Raw genomic sequence first — 14,932 nt, forward strand, 5'->3', positions numbered from 1 at the left:
GCGGTTGAATCCGGACCGGAAAACTCACCCTATACGGCTGACCTGCGGTAACGCACTGCCTCCGGTACCGGAACCTCCTCTTTGCGCCCCTTGGCTGGCAGGATCATGACCCCGCGGCCCAGCCATCGGGCGACGCCCTGACAGGCCACCATCCCGGCGCCCCGCGTGCCAACCAGCGCGCCGGAAGACCTCACACACGTTCCACCCACGGTCACCCGCTTCCTCCGGTACCGGTCCCCACGAGGGGAGGGACCGGTACCGGACGAAGCGGGACGATCACTGTGCCGTGCCTACACTGGGGCGTCTGTGTCGACGTGGGAGGACGGGAGCGGGCTGTGGCGGAGGTCGTCGGGGGCGTCGGGGGCGTCGGCGGTTTCCAGGACCCCTCGGCCGAGGTGCTCGCCGAGGCGGCCGCCGCGTTCGGACTCCTCGCCTCCTCGGCCCGGCTGCACCTCATGTGGGCGCTGTCCCAGGGCGAGAGCGATGTCACCCACCTCGCCGACCGGGTGGGCGGCGCGCTCCCCGCGGTCAGCCAGCACCTGGCGAAACTGAAACTCGCGGGCCTGGTCAGGTCCCGCCGCGAGGGCCGCCGCCAGATCTACTACGTCGACGATCCCGACATCGTCACCGTGGTCCGCGTGATGGTCGGCCAGCTGACGGCCCGCGAGACCTCCTCCCCGGCCTCGCCCCGGCTCCACGAGGCCGGTGTCTGACCACCCGACGGCCGCCCCCGAGCCTCCGCCGACGGCCCTACCCGAGGACACGGTCCCCCTGCGGGGGGCGGGGACGGAGCTTGCGGGTGAGTCCGGTCGGCCGGCACCCGCCCCCACGCCCACCCTTCTCGAAGTCTTCCGTCGGCTCGACGCCGGTCCGCGGGGGCTGACGGAGGGGGAGGCGGAGGAGCGGCTCGCCCGGGTCGGGGAGAACCGGGTGCCGGACGCCCGGGACCCGTCCTGGGCCCGGCTGTTCGCCCGGAGCGCGCGGGACCCGTTCACCGCGGTGCTGCTCTGCCTGGGACTGGTGTCGGCCGCCGTCTTCGCCTGGGGCACCGCCTCGGTGATCCTCCTGCTGGTCGTCGTGAGCTGTGTGCTGCGGGCCTCCGGCGAACACCGGGCCGACCGCTCCACCGCGGGCCTGCGCCGCCTGGTGGCGACCACGGTCACGGTCCAGCGCCGGGCCGACGAGGACACCGCCCCGGCCACCCGCGAGATCCCGGTCGAGGAACTCGTCCCCGGCGATGTCGTACGGCTCGGTCCGGGCGACCTGGTTCCCGCGGACGTACGACTGCTGCGCTCGGCGGGACTCACCGTCCACCAGGCCGCCCTGACCGGAGAGTCCGCCCCGGTGCCGAAGTCCGCCGGTGAGAACGACCCCGCCGGGACCGACACCGCGGGGAGCGACACCGCGGGGAGCGACACCGCGGGGACCGACACCGCGGGGACCGGTGTCTTCCAGCAGCCTCACCTCTGCTTCCAGGGCACCAGCGTCGCCGCCGGCAGTGCCACCGCCGTGGTCACCGCGACCGGTGCCGACACCCGGTTCGCCGCGGCGTACCGCCGTACCGGGAAACCACCGGCGACCACCTTCGAACGCTCCGTCCAGGGCGTCTCCTGGATCCTGATCCGCTTCGCCCTGCTGACCCCGCCCCTGGTCCTCATGGCGAACGCGGCCCTCCGCGGCCGGGGCCTGGAGACCCTCCCCTTCGCCGTCGCGGTGGCGGTGGGCCTGACCCCCGAGATGCTCCCGGTCCTGGTCACGACCTGCCTGGCCCGCGGCGCCGCCCGACTCGCCCGCGCCCACGACGTCATCGTCCGACGGCTCCCCGCCCTGCACGACATCGGCGCCATGGACGTCCTGTGCGTCGACAAGACCGGCACCCTCACCCAGGACCGCCCGGTCGTGGACCGCGCGCTCGACGCCGAGGGCCACGACGACCCCGAGGTACTGCGCTGGGCCGCGGCCGCCGCCTGGTGGTCCCTCCAGCTGGCCGACCTGCCCACCCCCGACGCCCTGGACGAGGCCCTCCTCACCGCCGTCGACGAGGACACACTCACGTCGTACGACGGGGTCACGGCGCTCCCCTTCGACCCGGCCCGCCGCCTGGCCACGGTCGTCGTCCGCACCCCCGGCCGGCTCGGCACGCACACCCTGATCACCAAGGGCGCCGCGGAGGCCGTACTGGAACGCTGTGCCCTGTCCGACGAGGAGCGCGCCCGGCTGCGTGCTTTCGCCGCGGCCCGGGCCGCCGACGGGCTGCGCGTCCTCGCCGTCGCCACCGCCGAACGCCCCGCCGGGGTGCGCCCCCACGAAGGCGGCCTCACCTTCCGCGGCCTGGTCACCCTCCGGGACGAACTCGCCCCCACCGCCGCCGAGGCCCTCGCCGGACTCGCCGCGCGGGGCGTCACCGTCAAGGTCCTCACCGGCGACCACCCGGGCACCGCGGCCCGCGCCTGCCGTGACCTGGGCATCCCGGTGGACGGGGTGCTCACCGCGGACCGCCTCGACACCCTCACCGACGCCGAACTGACCGACCTCGCAGGCCGTACGACCGTCTTCGCCCGCTGTACCCCCGACCACAAGACCCGGATCACCCGGGCCCTCCAGTCCGGCGGCCACACGGTCGGCTTCCTCGGCGACGGCGTCAACGACCTGCCCGCCCTGCGCACCGCCGACGTGGGCCTCGCCCCCCGCGACGCGGCCGGGGTGACCAGGGACAACGCGGACCTGGTGCTCGCCGGGAAGGACCTCACCGCGATCGGCCACGCGATCGCCGCCGGCCGTCACGCGGGCGGCAACATCGCCTCGTATCTGCGCATCACGCTCTCCTCCAACCTCGGCAACGTGATCGCGATGCTCTCCGCGGGCCTCCTCCTGCCCTTCCTGCCGATGCTGCCGGCCCAGGTCCTCGTCCAGAACCTGTGCTTCGACGCGGCCCAACTGGCCTTCGCCTACGACCGTCCCGCCCCGTCCGCGCTGCGCCGCCCGACCGTCCTGGACCCCCGGGCGCTGCTGCGGTTCATCGTCGGCTTCGGCGCCCTGAACGCCGTGGCGGACCTCGCGACCTTCGGCGTGCTGGCCTTCGCCCTGCGGGGTCCGGGCGACGACGAGGCACTGTTCCACTCGGGCTGGTTCACGGAGAACCTGCTGACGCAGGCCGTGGTGATGGTCCTGCTGTCCCTCGGTGTACGCGGCGGTGCACGCGGCACGCGCGACCGGCGGCCGGGCCCGGTCACCTGGTCCGCCGCCGCGCTGGCCGCGACCGGTCTGTTCCTCCCCATGTCCCCGCTGGGCACGCCCCTGGGCCTGAGCCCGCTGCCCGGTGTGTACTACGGCCTCCTGGCGGCGGTCCTGGCCCTGTACGCCGTGGGCCTGATGGCGGCGCGGGCACGCCACGAACACCGGTCCCGCACGGCCGGGTGACGGACGTGCCGGGCACGGTCCGCCGGGGGAGCTCAGGGACAGGCGATGTCGAACCCGTACCGCAGCGGTTCCTCGGTCACCCCGTGGTCGAGGCGGTAGACGTAGACGCCCTCGACCCGCACCCCGGCCGGCGCACCCTCGGCCCGGCAGGGATACGTCACCTGCACCACCCGCGGCCGGTCGGCGACCTTCACCCGCATCCCGTCGGCCGGTCCACCGTCGAGGACGGCGACCTCCCACCCGGTCACACCGGCCGGCTCCACTGTCTCCGCTGCTTCCACGCGGACAGTTTAAAGCTTGCGCAACCGTCCGCTGAGCGGCCTTTTTGTGTCATCGAACGCCGGGAGCTCCCGTGACTGGCTGTTCTGCCCATGGGCATAGGTGGGGCATAGAGGTGGTGGGGACGCTGGGTGGGCAGGTGTCCACCGCTTCGATGGGATGACATGAACCTGAAAAGACGCAATGCCGCTGTCCTGGCCACGACGTTCCTGGCGGCCTCCGCGGTCACCGGTATCGCACCGTCCGTCCAGGCCGCCGAGCAGGCGTGCACCTACCAGGCCGCCTACCTGCCGGTACCGGAGGGGATCGAGTCCGGGAGCGTGACCGCGACGGGCGGGGCAGGTGTGTACGCGGGGGAGGTCCAGTTCCCCGGGGACGACTCGCTGGAGCACGCCGTGCTCTGGACCGACGGCAGGCTGACCGACCTGGGGCCCGCGGCCGGCGCGGACTTCGACCTGTACGTCAGCGACGTGAACAGTGCGGGCACCGTGGTGGGTCACGGTGCGAAGATCACCGGCGTGGTGGAGGGCTTCCCGAACTGGACGTGGTTCCCGGTCCGTTCGCGCGACGGGAAGCTGGAGCAGCTTCCGGTGCCCGCCGGCTCCCACGACGTCCAGACGCGCGTGGTCGCCGAGAACGGGGACATCTACGGCGACGGCTACGGCGCCGACCCCAACTACCGTGAGGTCTACAAGTGGCCGGCGGACCAGCCGGGCACCGTGGTCAAGCCGGCCGGCTTCCCCAAGGGCAGCAAGGTCGAGGGCGTGGACACCGACGGCACGGTCGCGGTCACCGCCGAGGACACCCCCCGGGGCACCTGGCGGCCGTACCTCTGGAAGAACGGCACGGCCAAGCAGCTGCCCATACCGGCCGGCGCGGCGCACGCCCAGGTCACCGGGATCTCGAACGGCAACGTCATCGGTGACGCCCTGACCGCCGACTTCGCCCGGTCCGCCGTCGTGTGGAACAAGGACGGCAGGGCGGCGGCCCTGCCCAACGGCCAGGGCACCACGGCCATCAACAGCCAGGGGCTCATCCTCGGCAGCAACAAGAGGCTGGTCGCGAGTCTGTGGCAGCTGACCGCCAGTGCGGGGGCCGCCCCCGCCGACGGGGTGCTGAGCACGCTCGGCGACGACGGGTCGCTCGCCGGCGCGAAGGCCCGTCCGGGCGCGAGCTACCCGCGCTTCCCCGCCGTCTGGCGTTGTGGCTGATCCGCACCACTCAGGATCCGCACCACTCAGGGTCCGCATCACCGCATCATTCAGGGCGTCCGGGTCGTGGTCATCCACGGGCCGGGCGCCCTTCGGCGTTGTTCTGGGCCAATCCCTCGCACCCGGCTTCTTGTTGAAGAATTGAATAGAGCGGTCATATGGGAGATGAGGGAAAAGAATCGAACAACTAGAACGCCCGGATTACACTCTGAATGCCGGGGAGGGCGCAGGGGCAGCGTCCTTCATGACACGGGGGATATCGGATGTTGGAGCTCCTGGGACTGGGAAAGAACTCGGCCGAGCTCTACCGGGCCGTGCTGGCGCAGCCGGGACTTTCGGTCGAAGACCTGATGAACACCTTGAGGTGGCCGGCCGACCGCGTGCGCTCCGCGCTCGACGAGTGTGTACGGCTGTCACTGATCAGGCCCTCCTGGGAGACGCCGGGCACGCTGCGAGCGGTCCCGCCGGACGTCGGACTCCAGGCGCTGCTCGCCCGGCAGGAAGCCGACTTCCTCGAGCGGCAGCGGCAGATGACGGACGCGCGTGTCGAGGTCTCACGGCTCGTCCACGACTACGCCGCGGCGCAACGGGAGTCGCACCACATCGAAACCGAACGCATCGAGGGAATAGACGAGATCCGGTCACGGATCGAGGAACTCAGCCATTCCTGCCAGGACTCGCTCCTGGCGTTCCATCCCGGCGGCGGGCAGTCCGCCGCCAGCCGCGCGGCGGGCCGGCCGCTGAGCGAGACGCTGCAGAGCCGCGGCGTCGTGATGCACACCATCTACCTCGACAGCCTCTACAACGACCCCGAGTCGGTCGACTACGCGCGCTGGCTGCTCCGTTCCGGAAACCACGTCCGCACCACGGCCTCGCTGCCCTCCCGGATGCTCATCTTCGACCGGGAGCAGGCGGTCGTGCCCATCGACCCGGACGATTCCGGAGCCGGCGCCATGGTGTTCCGCAGCCCCGGGATCCTCGCCAACCTCTGCGCGCTCTTCGACCACGTATGGGACAAGGCCGTACCGCTCAGCGGCCGGAAACGGCCGCGGCAGCCCGCCGAGGAGAACGAACTCACCAGCCAGGAACAGACCGTCCTGCGCCTGCTCGGGGAAGGACTCACGGACGAGGTGGTCGCCCGCCGGCTGGGTGTCTCGGTGCGCACCGGACGCCGGATCACCGCGGACCTGATGGGCCGGCTCGGCGCGAAGAGCCGCTTCCAGGCCGGCATGCGCGCCGTCGAGTCCGGCTGGCTCGGCGGTGACGACGACGGGGAAGCGGCCCTGGACGGAGCGGCGCACGAGCCCGCCGAGCCCCTGGACGATCTCCCGGACGACACCTCGGCCGACGCCTCTGAGCTGCGGGGATCATCCGTATAGAGGCGGCATAGCGCCCCGTCCCACCATCGACTCACCGAACGGATGGGCGGAGTCGCACGACTCCGGATCCTCACCGATCTTTCAGGGAGTCGACATGACCAACGCGACCACCGGACTGGACGCCGCACGCAAGCAGGACATCAAGGAGGTCGTCTGCGACATCCTTGAGATCGACGAGGACGAGGTCACCGAGGTCAGCCTGTTCAAGGAGGACCACGACGCTGACTCGCTGCGCGCCATCGAGATCCTCGCCGCCCTCGAGCGCACCCAGCACGTGACGATCGACCAGGCGGAGCTCAGCCGCATGGTCAACCTCGTCGGCGTGTACACCGTCGTCGAAGAGGCCTCCGCCCGCGGCTGACCGGCAGTGCTCCGGCCCTGCCCCGATCAGTCGGCTGAGTCAGCCAGAGGGTGAGCTTCGATGAACACAGGTATCCGAGGCACGGACGGCACCCCCCGCAGGGTGGTCGTCACCGGGCTCGGCGTCGTCACCAGTATCGGCATCGGTATCGACGCGTTCACCACCGGACTCCGCGAAGGACACGGCGGAGTCAAGCCGATCACGGCATTCGACACCACCGGGTTCGACTACGCCAACGGGTGCGAGGTCACGGACTTCGACCCGGCGCGGTGGATCCACCGGGTGGACCCCGAGGAGCTCGGGCGGGCCAGCCAGTTCTCCGTCGCCGCCACCCGAATGGCCATCGAGGACGCGGGGCTGACCGTGGACGAGGTGCGGGCCCGGCGCTCCCTGGTGTCCGTGGGCACCACGGACGGCGAGTCCCGCGACCTCGACCAGCTCGTCGAGACCGGTCTCGCCACCGGCCCCGAGTCGTACGACCCGGTGGTCGCCCGCCGGGTGCCGGCCGGCCGGCTCTCCTCCGGCATCGTCAGGGAGTTCGCCCTGGAGGACGTCGAGGCCGTCACGATCCCGACCGCCTGCGCGGCGGGCAACTACGCGGTCGGCTACGGCTACGACGCCCTGCGCAGCGGCGACGTGGACATCGCCCTGGTGGGCGGGGCGGACGCGCTGTGCCGCAAGACCTTCACCGGTTTCTACCGGCTCGGCACCATCGCCCCCGAGGTCTGTCAGCCCTTCGACAAGGACCGCAAGGGCATCCTCACGGGGGAGGGGGCCGGGATCCTCCTGCTGGAGAGCCTGGACTCCGCGCTCGCCCGGGGCGCCCGGATCTACGCGGAAGTGCTCGGGTACGGGCTCGCCTGCGACGCCCTGCACCCGGTCGCACCCGACCGGGACAGCATCGCCCGCACCATCGACATCGCCCACCGCAACGCGGGGGTGACGCCCGACCAGATCGACTTCGTCTCCGCCCACGGCACCGGCACCAGGGCCAACGACATCACCGAGGCCGGCGCGATCCGGCAGATCTTCGGCGCCGACGCCATGCCGCGGACGGTCTCCATCAAGTCGATGATCGGCCACAGCATGGGGGCGGCCAGCGCGGTCGCCGCCGCGGCCTGCGCCGTCGCCCTCACCCAGGGCTTCATCCCGCCGACCGTCAACCACCAGGAGACCGACCCCGAGTGCGGTGTCGACTGCGTGCCCAACGAGGCCCGCGAAGCCGAGCTGAACATCGTGCAGAACAACGCGCTCGCCTTCGGTGGGAACAACGCGGTGGTCATCCTCGGCAAGTACCGGAGCGCGGCATGAGCTGGATCGTGACCGGGATGGGAGCCGTCGCCAGCATCGGTTCCGACACCGACGAGATCTACGAGTCGCTGGTGGCGGGCCGCAGCGGTCTCGCCGGACTGCGCGGCTACGACCGCACCAAGTTCCGCGCCCAGGTCGCCTACGAGATCGACGACCGGCCGGCCCCCGGCGTCGACGAACCCCTGCGGGCCACCCGCTGGCTGGAGCGGGCCGTCGCGGCGGCCGCGCGGGACGCCGGTCTCGGCGACGACCTGTCGTCGGTGCCGGTCCTGGTCGGGACGACCCTGCGCGAACTGCGCTCGGTCGAGCTGTCCTGGCGGGACGGGACACCGGTGGAACCGGCGGACCTGCACTTCGGCACCATGCTGCGCAGGCGCTTCGGTGCCGCCGACACCCACACCGTCGCCAACGCCTGCTCCGCCTCGCTCTACACCCTGGCCCTCGCCACCGACCTGCTCGACCTCGGGCAGGCCGACACGGTCGTGGTGGCCGGCGTGGACACCATCTCGGAGAGCACGTACGGGCTGCTCGACCGCTGCTACCCCGAAGCCCCGGACCGGGTACGGCCGTTCGACCGGGCCCGGCGCGGCATGCTGCAGGGCGAGGGCGCGGTCGCCGTCGTACTGCGCAGGGAGGCCGACGGGCCCGGACCCGGGGCCACGGTGCACGCACGGGTGCGCGGTGTCGCGGTCAACTGCGACGCCCATCACCCCTCGGCGCCCGAGGCGAAGAACATCGCCGCGGCCGTGCGGGAGGCACACCGCCGGGCCGGGGTCGGCTCCGCCGACATCGACCTGGTGATGCTGCACGGCACGGGCACCCCGCTCAACGACGAGGCGGAGTCCGCGGCCCTCGGCTCGGTCTTCGCCGGGGTCGAGCCGTCCCCGTACATGACCGCCATCAAGTCGATGACCGGGCACACCGCCGGGGCGTCCGGGCTGCACAGCCTGGTCGCGGCCGTCGACGTGATGCGGCGCGGGAGTGTGCCGCCGACCGTCGGGCTGGACGACCCGGTGGAGTCGGTGGCCGGATTCCGGCTGGTGCGCGGCCAGGCGGTACGCCCCGACGAGGAGCTGCGGATCGCCCAGATCGACTCCTTCGGCTTCGGCGGGCTCAACGCGGTCGCGATCGTCGAACGGTACGGGAGGCAGGACACGGCCGGCGGGAACGGCGCCGCCCCGGTGCGGGAGGAGGAGCAGTGAGCCCGACACACGTCGTGGTCACCGGACTCGGTACGGCCGTCAGCGGTCTCGACACCCCTGGGGAACTGCTCGGCGACCGGCGCCCCGCCGGGGAGCCGCTCGACCCGGTGGACCGGCTCACCGGCCGGGGCCTGCGCTACAAGGACCGGGCCACCAAGCTCGCCATGGTCGCGGGCCGGGAGGCGCTCGCCGCGGCCGGGCTGATCGGGGCGGACAACGCCTCGACCGTACCCGGCGAGTCCGTCGGCACCGTCGTCAGCACCAACTTCGGCAACGTCGACACCGTCTGCGAGACGGTCGAGACCATCGCCCGCGACACCTACCTCGGCACCAGCCCCATGCTGCTGCCCGCGACCTCCAGCAACGTGGTCGCCTCCTGGCTGGCCATCACCCACGGGCTGCGCGGCGCCAACCTGACCCTGTGCAACGGCCGTACCTCCGGTCTCGACGCGGTCAACTGGGCGCGGCTGCTGATCGGTTCGGGCCGGGTCGAGCGGGTGCTCGTGGTGGGGGTGGAGCCGGACAATCCGGCGGTGCGCCATCTCACCCCGGAGCAGGGCGCGTTCTTCGACGGGGCGGCCGCCCTGGTGCTCGAGTCCGCCGTGTCGGCGGCCGCGCGCGGGGTGCGGCCACTGGCCGAACTCGGGCCCTACGCACGCCGGGCCGAGCACACCAGGGCCGTCGCGGAGGTACGCGCACAGGAACCGCGCGCCGTCGGCCTGTGGTGCGTGCCCGAACACCCGGAGGGCATCCGGGCCCCCGGAGCCTGTCTCGGGACGGTGCCGGCCGGTGCCGTACACGATCTGTCCGAACTGCTCGGACCCAGCTCGGGGGCGCTCGGTGTGCTCCAGTGCGTGGCCGGCACGGCCTGGCTGGCCGGTGCCGCGGCCGACGCCGACGCGGTGGTGCTCGCCAGCGCCGGTACCGGCGACTCCGGCCAGGACGACGCGGCCGCGGCCCTCGTCCTCACCCCGGCGGTGAGCGCGTGATGACCACCGACCAGGACCGGGAGGGCAGCGTCCGGGTACGGCTGCGCCGGGCGGCGCACGACGACGCCCGGCGGCCCGTGCGGGTGCTGCTCCTGCACGGCCTCGCCGGATCGACCGCCGTGTGGCGGCGGTTCACCGAGCTGGCCGGGGGCGAACTGGAGTTGTGGGAGGCCGAACTTCCCTGGGCCGCCCACGGCGACACCCGGTGGAGCCACGACCCGGACCCGGTGCCCTGGGTGGCCCGGGCGCTGGACGCCGTACCGGGGCGGGTCGACCTGCTGATCGCGCACTCCTTCGCCGCCAACGCCGTACTGGAACTGCTGGTCTCGCGGCCCGCCGGGCGGCCGGGCGCGGCCGTCCTGGTGTCACCGTTCCACCGCAGTACGCCCGAGGAGTTCGAGTGGGACACCGCCGTCCACTACCTGCACGGCTTCCAGCGCATCCTCGACGAGGGGCTGCGGGTCGGTTCGGACGGCCGGATCCCCGTCGAGCTGCGCGAGGCGATGGCGCTGCGGGTGCGTGACCGGATCGGCCCGTACGGCTGGATGCGGTTCTTCGACGCCTACCTGCGCAGTCCCTTCCTCGACACCACCGCCATCGGCCTGCCCACCCTCGTCGTGGGCGGCGAGCACGACTTCGCGGCCCGGCCCGCGGACGCCCGCGCCCTCGCGGGGGCGCTGCCGGACGCGCGGCTGCGGGTCTTCGAACGGTCCGGGCACTTCCCGATGGCCGAGCAGCCCGAGCTGTTCGCCGAAGCCGTGCACGGCTTCCTGCACTCCCTGACGCCCGCCTCTTCCGCTTCCTCCCATCCCACCCGCCCGCCCTCCCCTGTACCGGAGTTGACGTGACCGCGAACAGCACCGCCTTCACCTACCGGGAGCCGAGCTCCCTGGAGATACGGCCCCGCTACGAGGGCTCCAACATCTGCACCTGGATCGGCTTCAAGCACGTCAACTACCTCGTCGAGGAAGCCGTGCTGAACCATCTGCGCCAGAGCGGCCTCCTGCCGGGCACGGTGTACGAGACGTACGGCCTGTGCACCGACATCGTCGACATCGACACCCGCATCCTGCACGCCTTCCACATCGACGACGTGGCGCACGCCGAGGTCAAGCCGCACCGCAAGGCCAAGGACGGCGAGCTGCTGCTGTCGGTGGTGCTGCACGTCCAGCGCGAGACCCTCCTCAAGGCCGTGACCTCCACCGTCCGCGTCCAGCTGCGCCTCGACCCGCGCGGCGGGGGCAACGAGCCGGTGCCCGCGTCCCTCGCCCCCTACGCCGTCGAGCAGCTGGCCGCGGTCCCCGCCTGGGACGTGGTCGCGCCCGAGGTGAACCCGGACTCCGCCGACCTCGTCAAGGAGCTGACGGCGGGCACCAACTCCTTCGCCTGGAAGTTCCGGATCCCGTACTGGTACTGCCACTTCACCGAGCGCATCCAGATGTCGGGCTACCTGCGGCTGATGGAGGAGGCCAAGGACCAGCTCGTCGCCGACCGCGGGGTCTCCATCAAGACCCTGCTCGACGAGCAGAACTGGATCCCCGTCGTCCCGCACTCGCGCATCACCGTCCTCGACGAGGCACGCATGGAGGAGGACCTGTACGTGGTCCTCACCGTCGAGGAGATCTTCAAGGGCTTCACCTACACCTCCCGCATGGACACCTACGTCGTCCGTGACGGGGCGCTGGTGCACACCGCGACCGGCCGGATCACCCACGGCTACGCGGTGATCGAGAACCGCCGCGACTGGAGCCTGGTCTCCTTCGACGACCGCATGAACGCGGCGCTGGAGGGCAAGGCGGCATGACCGGCGAGGTCGTGGTCACCGGGATCGGTGCCGTCACCTGCCACGGCGGGGGGACGGACACCCTGTGGCGTGCCATGACGGCGGCCGGGGTCCGCCGGCCGGACGAGCCGGCCGACCCGCTCGCCGTGATGGACCTGCCGCGGATCAACCTGGTGCCCGACCCCGACCTGCGGGCGGCGCGCGCCACCCGGTTCGCCGTCGCGGCGGCCCGGGAAGCGCTCGCCGACGCGGGCCTGACCGGGCTGTCCGAGGCGGCGGTCGTCCTCGGCAGCTGCATGGGCGAGCCCGGCCTCAACGAACGCGGGCGGGGCGGAGCGGAATGGACCGCGCCGTTCCGGCTGGCCTCCGCGACCGCCGCTCAGCTCGGCCTGGCGGGCGTCGCCCACGACGTGGGCAACGCCTGCTCGGCCGGCGGCTACGCGCTCGGCATGGCGTACGACATGGTCCGCGCGGGCGAGGCCGACGTGCTGCTCGTCGGCGGGTCCGACGCCTACTCGCGGGTCGCGCTCGGCTGCTTCAACCGGCTCGGCGCGGTCGACCCGGACCGGTGCCGGCCCTTCGAGACCGACCGGGCCGGCACGGTCTTCGCCGAGGGCGCGGGCATCCTCGTCGTCGAGTCCGCCGCCCACGCGGCCGCCCGCGGCGCCCCGGCCCGGCTGACCCTGGCCGGCTCCGGCTGGAGCTGCGACGCGGGCCATGTGACGGCGCCGCACGAGGACGGCGAGCAGATCGTGCGGGCCATGCGCGAGGCCGTCGGCCCCGCCGGCGGCGCCGGGGCCATCGGCTGCGTCGTCCCGCACGGCACCGGGACGCGGCTCGGCGACGAGGTGGAGAGCCGGGCGCTGCACCGGGTCTTCGGCGAGCGGATCCCCGACGTGCCGCTCTACAGCCTCAAGGCACTGCTCGGCCACGCGGGCGGGGCCTCGGCCGCGCTCGGCGCGGTCGCGGGCGCGCTGATCCTGCGCGAGGGGCACGTCCCGCGCAACGTGCCGCTGCACGAACAGGACCCCGCGTGCGCGGTGTGGCTGCCGCAGCGCACCCCGGTGCCGCTGCCGCGCGGCCGCCGGCGGGTCCTGGTGAACGCGTACGGGTTCGGCGGCAGCAATTCCTCACTGGTCCTGGAAGGAGCGGAAGCATGAGCGGGAACATGTGGGCCGTGACGGGGATCGGGGGCGTCGCCCCCGAGGCCGGGGCCGAGGACGACGACTGGTTCGACCACCGGGTCCGGCTCGGGCCGCGCGGCTACAAGTACCTGCCCGCCGCCGCCCAGTACCTCCTCGCCGCGGCCCGCGACGCGGTCGCCGACGGCGGCACCCCCGACGCGGTGCCCGCGGACCGCAGAGGCGCCGCGCTCGCGCTCAACGGCGGTTTCGCCGAGCTCTTCGACACGATGGACCGCCGGATCGCGCTGGAGAGCGGCGCGGCCGCACTGTCGCCCGCGACGGCGCCCTTCTTCGCGGTGAGCCTGCTCGGCTCCCGGCTCACCGCCGAACTCGGCCTCAAAGCCTTCGCGTTGACGATGGCCAGTCCGAAGGTCGCCGCCCTGGAAGCGGTGGAGGCCGGTGGCCGCGCCCTCGAGGCCGGCCGCTGCGACACGCTCCTGGTCGGCGCGGCCGAGCACCGGCTGCCCAAGAGCCCCGCCGGTGACGGCGAACAGGGCGCCGTCGCCCTGGCCCTGGAGCCGCGGGCCGCCGCCGAGGCGCGCGGAGCCCGCATCCGGGGCACCGTCGCCGCCCGCTCGCTGTTCGTCCCGCCCGGCCGGGAGCTGCCCGCCGAGCTGGTCCCCGAGGCCGTGCGCCGGCTGCTGTCCGACCTGGACACCACCGTGGAGGTCCACCACGTCCTGGACGGCTCGCCGTTCGCCTCGGCGGTGGCCGCCGCCGTGGACCGGGCGGTCGGCACGAGCGGACGCGTGACCCCGGCGGGGGCCGGCTGTCTGGCCGCCGCACAGGCGCTGGCCGGACTGCTCACCGGCCCGCCCGGCACCCGGCTGCTGACCGCCGCCACGCGCGAGGGACACGCCGCGCTGGCACTCGTCCGTACCCGACCGGACCCGTACCGGGATTCCGCGACGTCGCACACTTCCCAGAAGCGGGGGACCCCCTGATGCTGAAATCCCTTGAAGGCAGTTGGTGCCTGGTACTCGGCGCCTCCAGCGGAATCGGCCGGGCCATCAGCCTCGGCCTGGCCCGCGAGGGGGTCAACGTCGTCGGGGTGCACTTCGACACCGCGGCCAGGGACGAGGAGGTCGCGGCACTCGTCGAGGAGCTCCGCGGACATGGCGTCGAGGTGTCGTTCCACAACGCGAACGCCGCGAGCCGCGCCACCCGCGACCGGCTCGTGCCGGAGATCGCCGAACTGACCGGCTCCACCGGCGGCATCGGCATCCTGGTGCACTCCCTCGCCTTCGGCACCCTCGTGCCGTTCCTGCCCCGCGAGGGCTGGGAGCGGCCGATCACCTCCCGGCAGGTGGAGATGACCCTCGACGTCATGGCGCACAGCCTCGTCTACTGGACGCAGGACCTGCACCGGGCCGGACTGCTGCGCAGCGGTTCCAAGATCTACGCCATGACCAGCGCCGGCGTCGTCCAGGCGCTGCCCAGCTACGGCGCCGTCTCCGCGGCCAAGAGCGCCCTGGAGGCCCATGTCCGGCAGCTCGCCTGCGAGTTGGCGCCGCACGGCATCGCCGTCAACGCCCTGCGGGCCGGCGTCACGCTGACCCCCGCCCTGCAGGCCATCCCCGAGCACGCCGGCTATGTCGCGCGCGCCGCGGTGAACAACCCGCACGGCCGGCTGACCAGGCCCGACGATGTCGCCGAGGCGATCGCGGTGCTCTCGCGCACCCACTCGTCCTGGATCAGCGGCAACACCATCGGGGTGGACGGCGCCGAACTGCACGCCGCCGCCGGGGCCTGGGGGCCCGCCGGGGCCGGCACCACCGACAACGCGCTGAAGGGCGAGGGACGATGACCGCAG

14 protein-coding genes are annotated in these 14,932 nt (G+C 73.0%); 13 read left to right on the top strand and 1 reads right to left on the bottom strand.

What is annotated here, in order from left to right:
* The first annotated feature begins 335 nt into the window (after positions 1 to 335).
* Entirely contained in the window at positions 336 to 713 is a 378-nt protein-coding gene (locus AC2XR2_RS24565; protein WP_381299124.1) for an ArsR/SmtB family transcription factor, read from the top strand.
* Positions 706 to 3,420, top strand: coding sequence for a magnesium-translocating P-type ATPase (gene mgtA, locus AC2XR2_RS24570; RefSeq protein ID WP_491516317.1), 2,715 nt, complete (start codon positions 706 to 708; stop codon positions 3,418 to 3,420). The genes AC2XR2_RS24565 and mgtA overlap by 8 nt, the downstream gene beginning before the upstream one ends.
* A 32-nt stretch (positions 3,421 to 3,452) precedes the next feature.
* Here the strand turns inward: mgtA and AC2XR2_RS24575 are convergent, their stop codons facing one another.
* The gene (locus AC2XR2_RS24575) at positions 3,453 to 3,683 is read right to left on the bottom strand and encodes a hypothetical protein (RefSeq protein WP_330269652.1); all 231 of its coding nucleotides are present in this window, start codon (positions 3,681 to 3,683) and stop codon (positions 3,453 to 3,455) included.
* Between the two features lie 180 nt (positions 3,684 to 3,863).
* On the opposite strand from AC2XR2_RS24575, the gene AC2XR2_RS24580 reads away from it, so the two are divergent.
* The 11 genes from AC2XR2_RS24580 (at position 3,864) to AC2XR2_RS24630 (ending at position 14,926) form a co-directional block, all read left to right on the top strand.
* Entirely contained in the window at positions 3,864 to 4,910 is a 1,047-nt protein-coding gene (locus tag AC2XR2_RS24580) for a hypothetical protein (protein WP_491516318.1), read from the top strand.
* Between the two features lie 263 nt (positions 4,911 to 5,173).
* On the top strand, positions 5,174 to 6,289 hold the full coding sequence (locus AC2XR2_RS24585; protein WP_381299126.1) for a LuxR C-terminal-related transcriptional regulator: 1,116 nt from the start codon (positions 5,174 to 5,176) through the stop codon (positions 6,287 to 6,289).
* A 94-nt stretch (positions 6,290 to 6,383) separates the two neighbouring features.
* The gene (locus AC2XR2_RS24590; RefSeq protein WP_330265431.1) at positions 6,384 to 6,650 is read left to right on the top strand and encodes an acyl carrier protein; all 267 of its coding nucleotides are present in this window, start codon (positions 6,384 to 6,386) and stop codon (positions 6,648 to 6,650) included.
* A 60-nt stretch (positions 6,651 to 6,710) separates the two neighbouring features.
* Positions 6,711 to 7,961: a beta-ketoacyl-[acyl-carrier-protein] synthase family protein gene (locus AC2XR2_RS24595; protein ID WP_330265430.1), complete on the top strand. Its 1,251-nt coding sequence runs from the start codon at positions 6,711 to 6,713 to the stop codon at positions 7,959 to 7,961.
* Complete coding sequence (locus tag AC2XR2_RS24600; RefSeq protein WP_491516319.1) at positions 7,958 to 9,163, top strand: beta-ketoacyl synthase N-terminal-like domain-containing protein; 1,206 nt, start codon at positions 7,958 to 7,960, stop codon at positions 9,161 to 9,163. Before AC2XR2_RS24595 ends, AC2XR2_RS24600 begins: the two co-directional genes overlap by 4 nt.
* Positions 9,160 to 10,152, top strand: a complete 993-nt coding sequence (locus AC2XR2_RS24605; RefSeq protein WP_491516320.1) for a beta-ketoacyl synthase N-terminal-like domain-containing protein — start codon at positions 9,160 to 9,162, stop codon at positions 10,150 to 10,152. Before AC2XR2_RS24600 ends, AC2XR2_RS24605 begins: the two co-directional genes overlap by 4 nt.
* A complete protein-coding gene (locus AC2XR2_RS24610; RefSeq protein ID WP_330265427.1) occupies positions 10,152 to 11,000 on the top strand; it encodes an alpha/beta fold hydrolase in 849 nt (282 codons plus the stop codon). The genes AC2XR2_RS24605 and AC2XR2_RS24610 overlap by 1 nt, the downstream gene beginning before the upstream one ends.
* Entirely contained in the window at positions 10,997 to 11,956 is a 960-nt protein-coding gene (locus tag AC2XR2_RS24615; RefSeq protein ID WP_381299130.1) for an acyl-CoA thioesterase, read from the top strand. The genes AC2XR2_RS24610 and AC2XR2_RS24615 overlap by 4 nt, the downstream gene beginning before the upstream one ends.
* Positions 11,953 to 13,095 (top strand): beta-ketoacyl synthase N-terminal-like domain-containing protein, encoded by a 1,143-nt coding sequence (locus AC2XR2_RS24620; protein WP_491516321.1) that lies wholly within the window; start codon positions 11,953 to 11,955, stop codon positions 13,093 to 13,095. Before AC2XR2_RS24615 ends, AC2XR2_RS24620 begins: the two co-directional genes overlap by 4 nt.
* Positions 13,092 to 14,063 (top strand): beta-ketoacyl synthase N-terminal-like domain-containing protein, encoded by a 972-nt coding sequence (locus AC2XR2_RS24625; RefSeq protein WP_330265424.1) that lies wholly within the window; start codon positions 13,092 to 13,094, stop codon positions 14,061 to 14,063. The genes AC2XR2_RS24620 and AC2XR2_RS24625 overlap by 4 nt, the downstream gene beginning before the upstream one ends.
* On the top strand, positions 14,063 to 14,926 hold the full coding sequence (locus AC2XR2_RS24630; RefSeq protein WP_491516322.1) for an SDR family NAD(P)-dependent oxidoreductase: 864 nt from the start codon (positions 14,063 to 14,065) through the stop codon (positions 14,924 to 14,926). Before AC2XR2_RS24625 ends, AC2XR2_RS24630 begins: the two co-directional genes overlap by 1 nt.
* Positions 14,927 to 14,932 lie beyond the last annotated feature (6 nt).

The sequence above is a fragment of the Streptomyces sp. LS-MS-L19 genome, from assembly GCF_058382285.1.

Excerpts from the sequence above, each read along its gene's own strand:
- AC2XR2_RS24600 (WP_491516319.1), top strand. The coding sequence starts at position 7,958 with ATGAGCTGGATCGTGACCGGGATGGGAGCCGTCGCCAGCATCGGTTCC.
- AC2XR2_RS24630 (WP_491516322.1), top strand. The coding sequence starts at position 14,063 with ATGCTGAAATCCCTTGAAGGCAGTTGGTGCCTGGTACTCGGCGCCTCC.
- AC2XR2_RS24595 (WP_330265430.1), top strand. The coding sequence starts at position 6,711 with ATGAACACAGGTATCCGAGGCACGGACGGCACCCCCCGCAGGGTGGTC.
- AC2XR2_RS24625 (WP_330265424.1), top strand. The coding sequence starts at position 13,092 with ATGAGCGGGAACATGTGGGCCGTGACGGGGATCGGGGGCGTCGCCCCC.
- AC2XR2_RS24590 (WP_330265431.1), top strand. The coding sequence starts at position 6,384 with ATGACCAACGCGACCACCGGACTGGACGCCGCACGCAAGCAGGACATC.
- AC2XR2_RS24610 (WP_330265427.1), top strand. The coding sequence starts at position 10,152 with ATGACCACCGACCAGGACCGGGAGGGCAGCGTCCGGGTACGGCTGCGC.
- AC2XR2_RS24580 (WP_491516318.1), top strand. The coding sequence starts at position 3,864 with ATGAACCTGAAAAGACGCAATGCCGCTGTCCTGGCCACGACGTTCCTG.
- AC2XR2_RS24620 (WP_491516321.1), top strand. The coding sequence starts at position 11,953 with ATGACCGGCGAGGTCGTGGTCACCGGGATCGGTGCCGTCACCTGCCAC.
- AC2XR2_RS24585 (WP_381299126.1), top strand. The coding sequence starts at position 5,174 with ATGTTGGAGCTCCTGGGACTGGGAAAGAACTCGGCCGAGCTCTACCGG.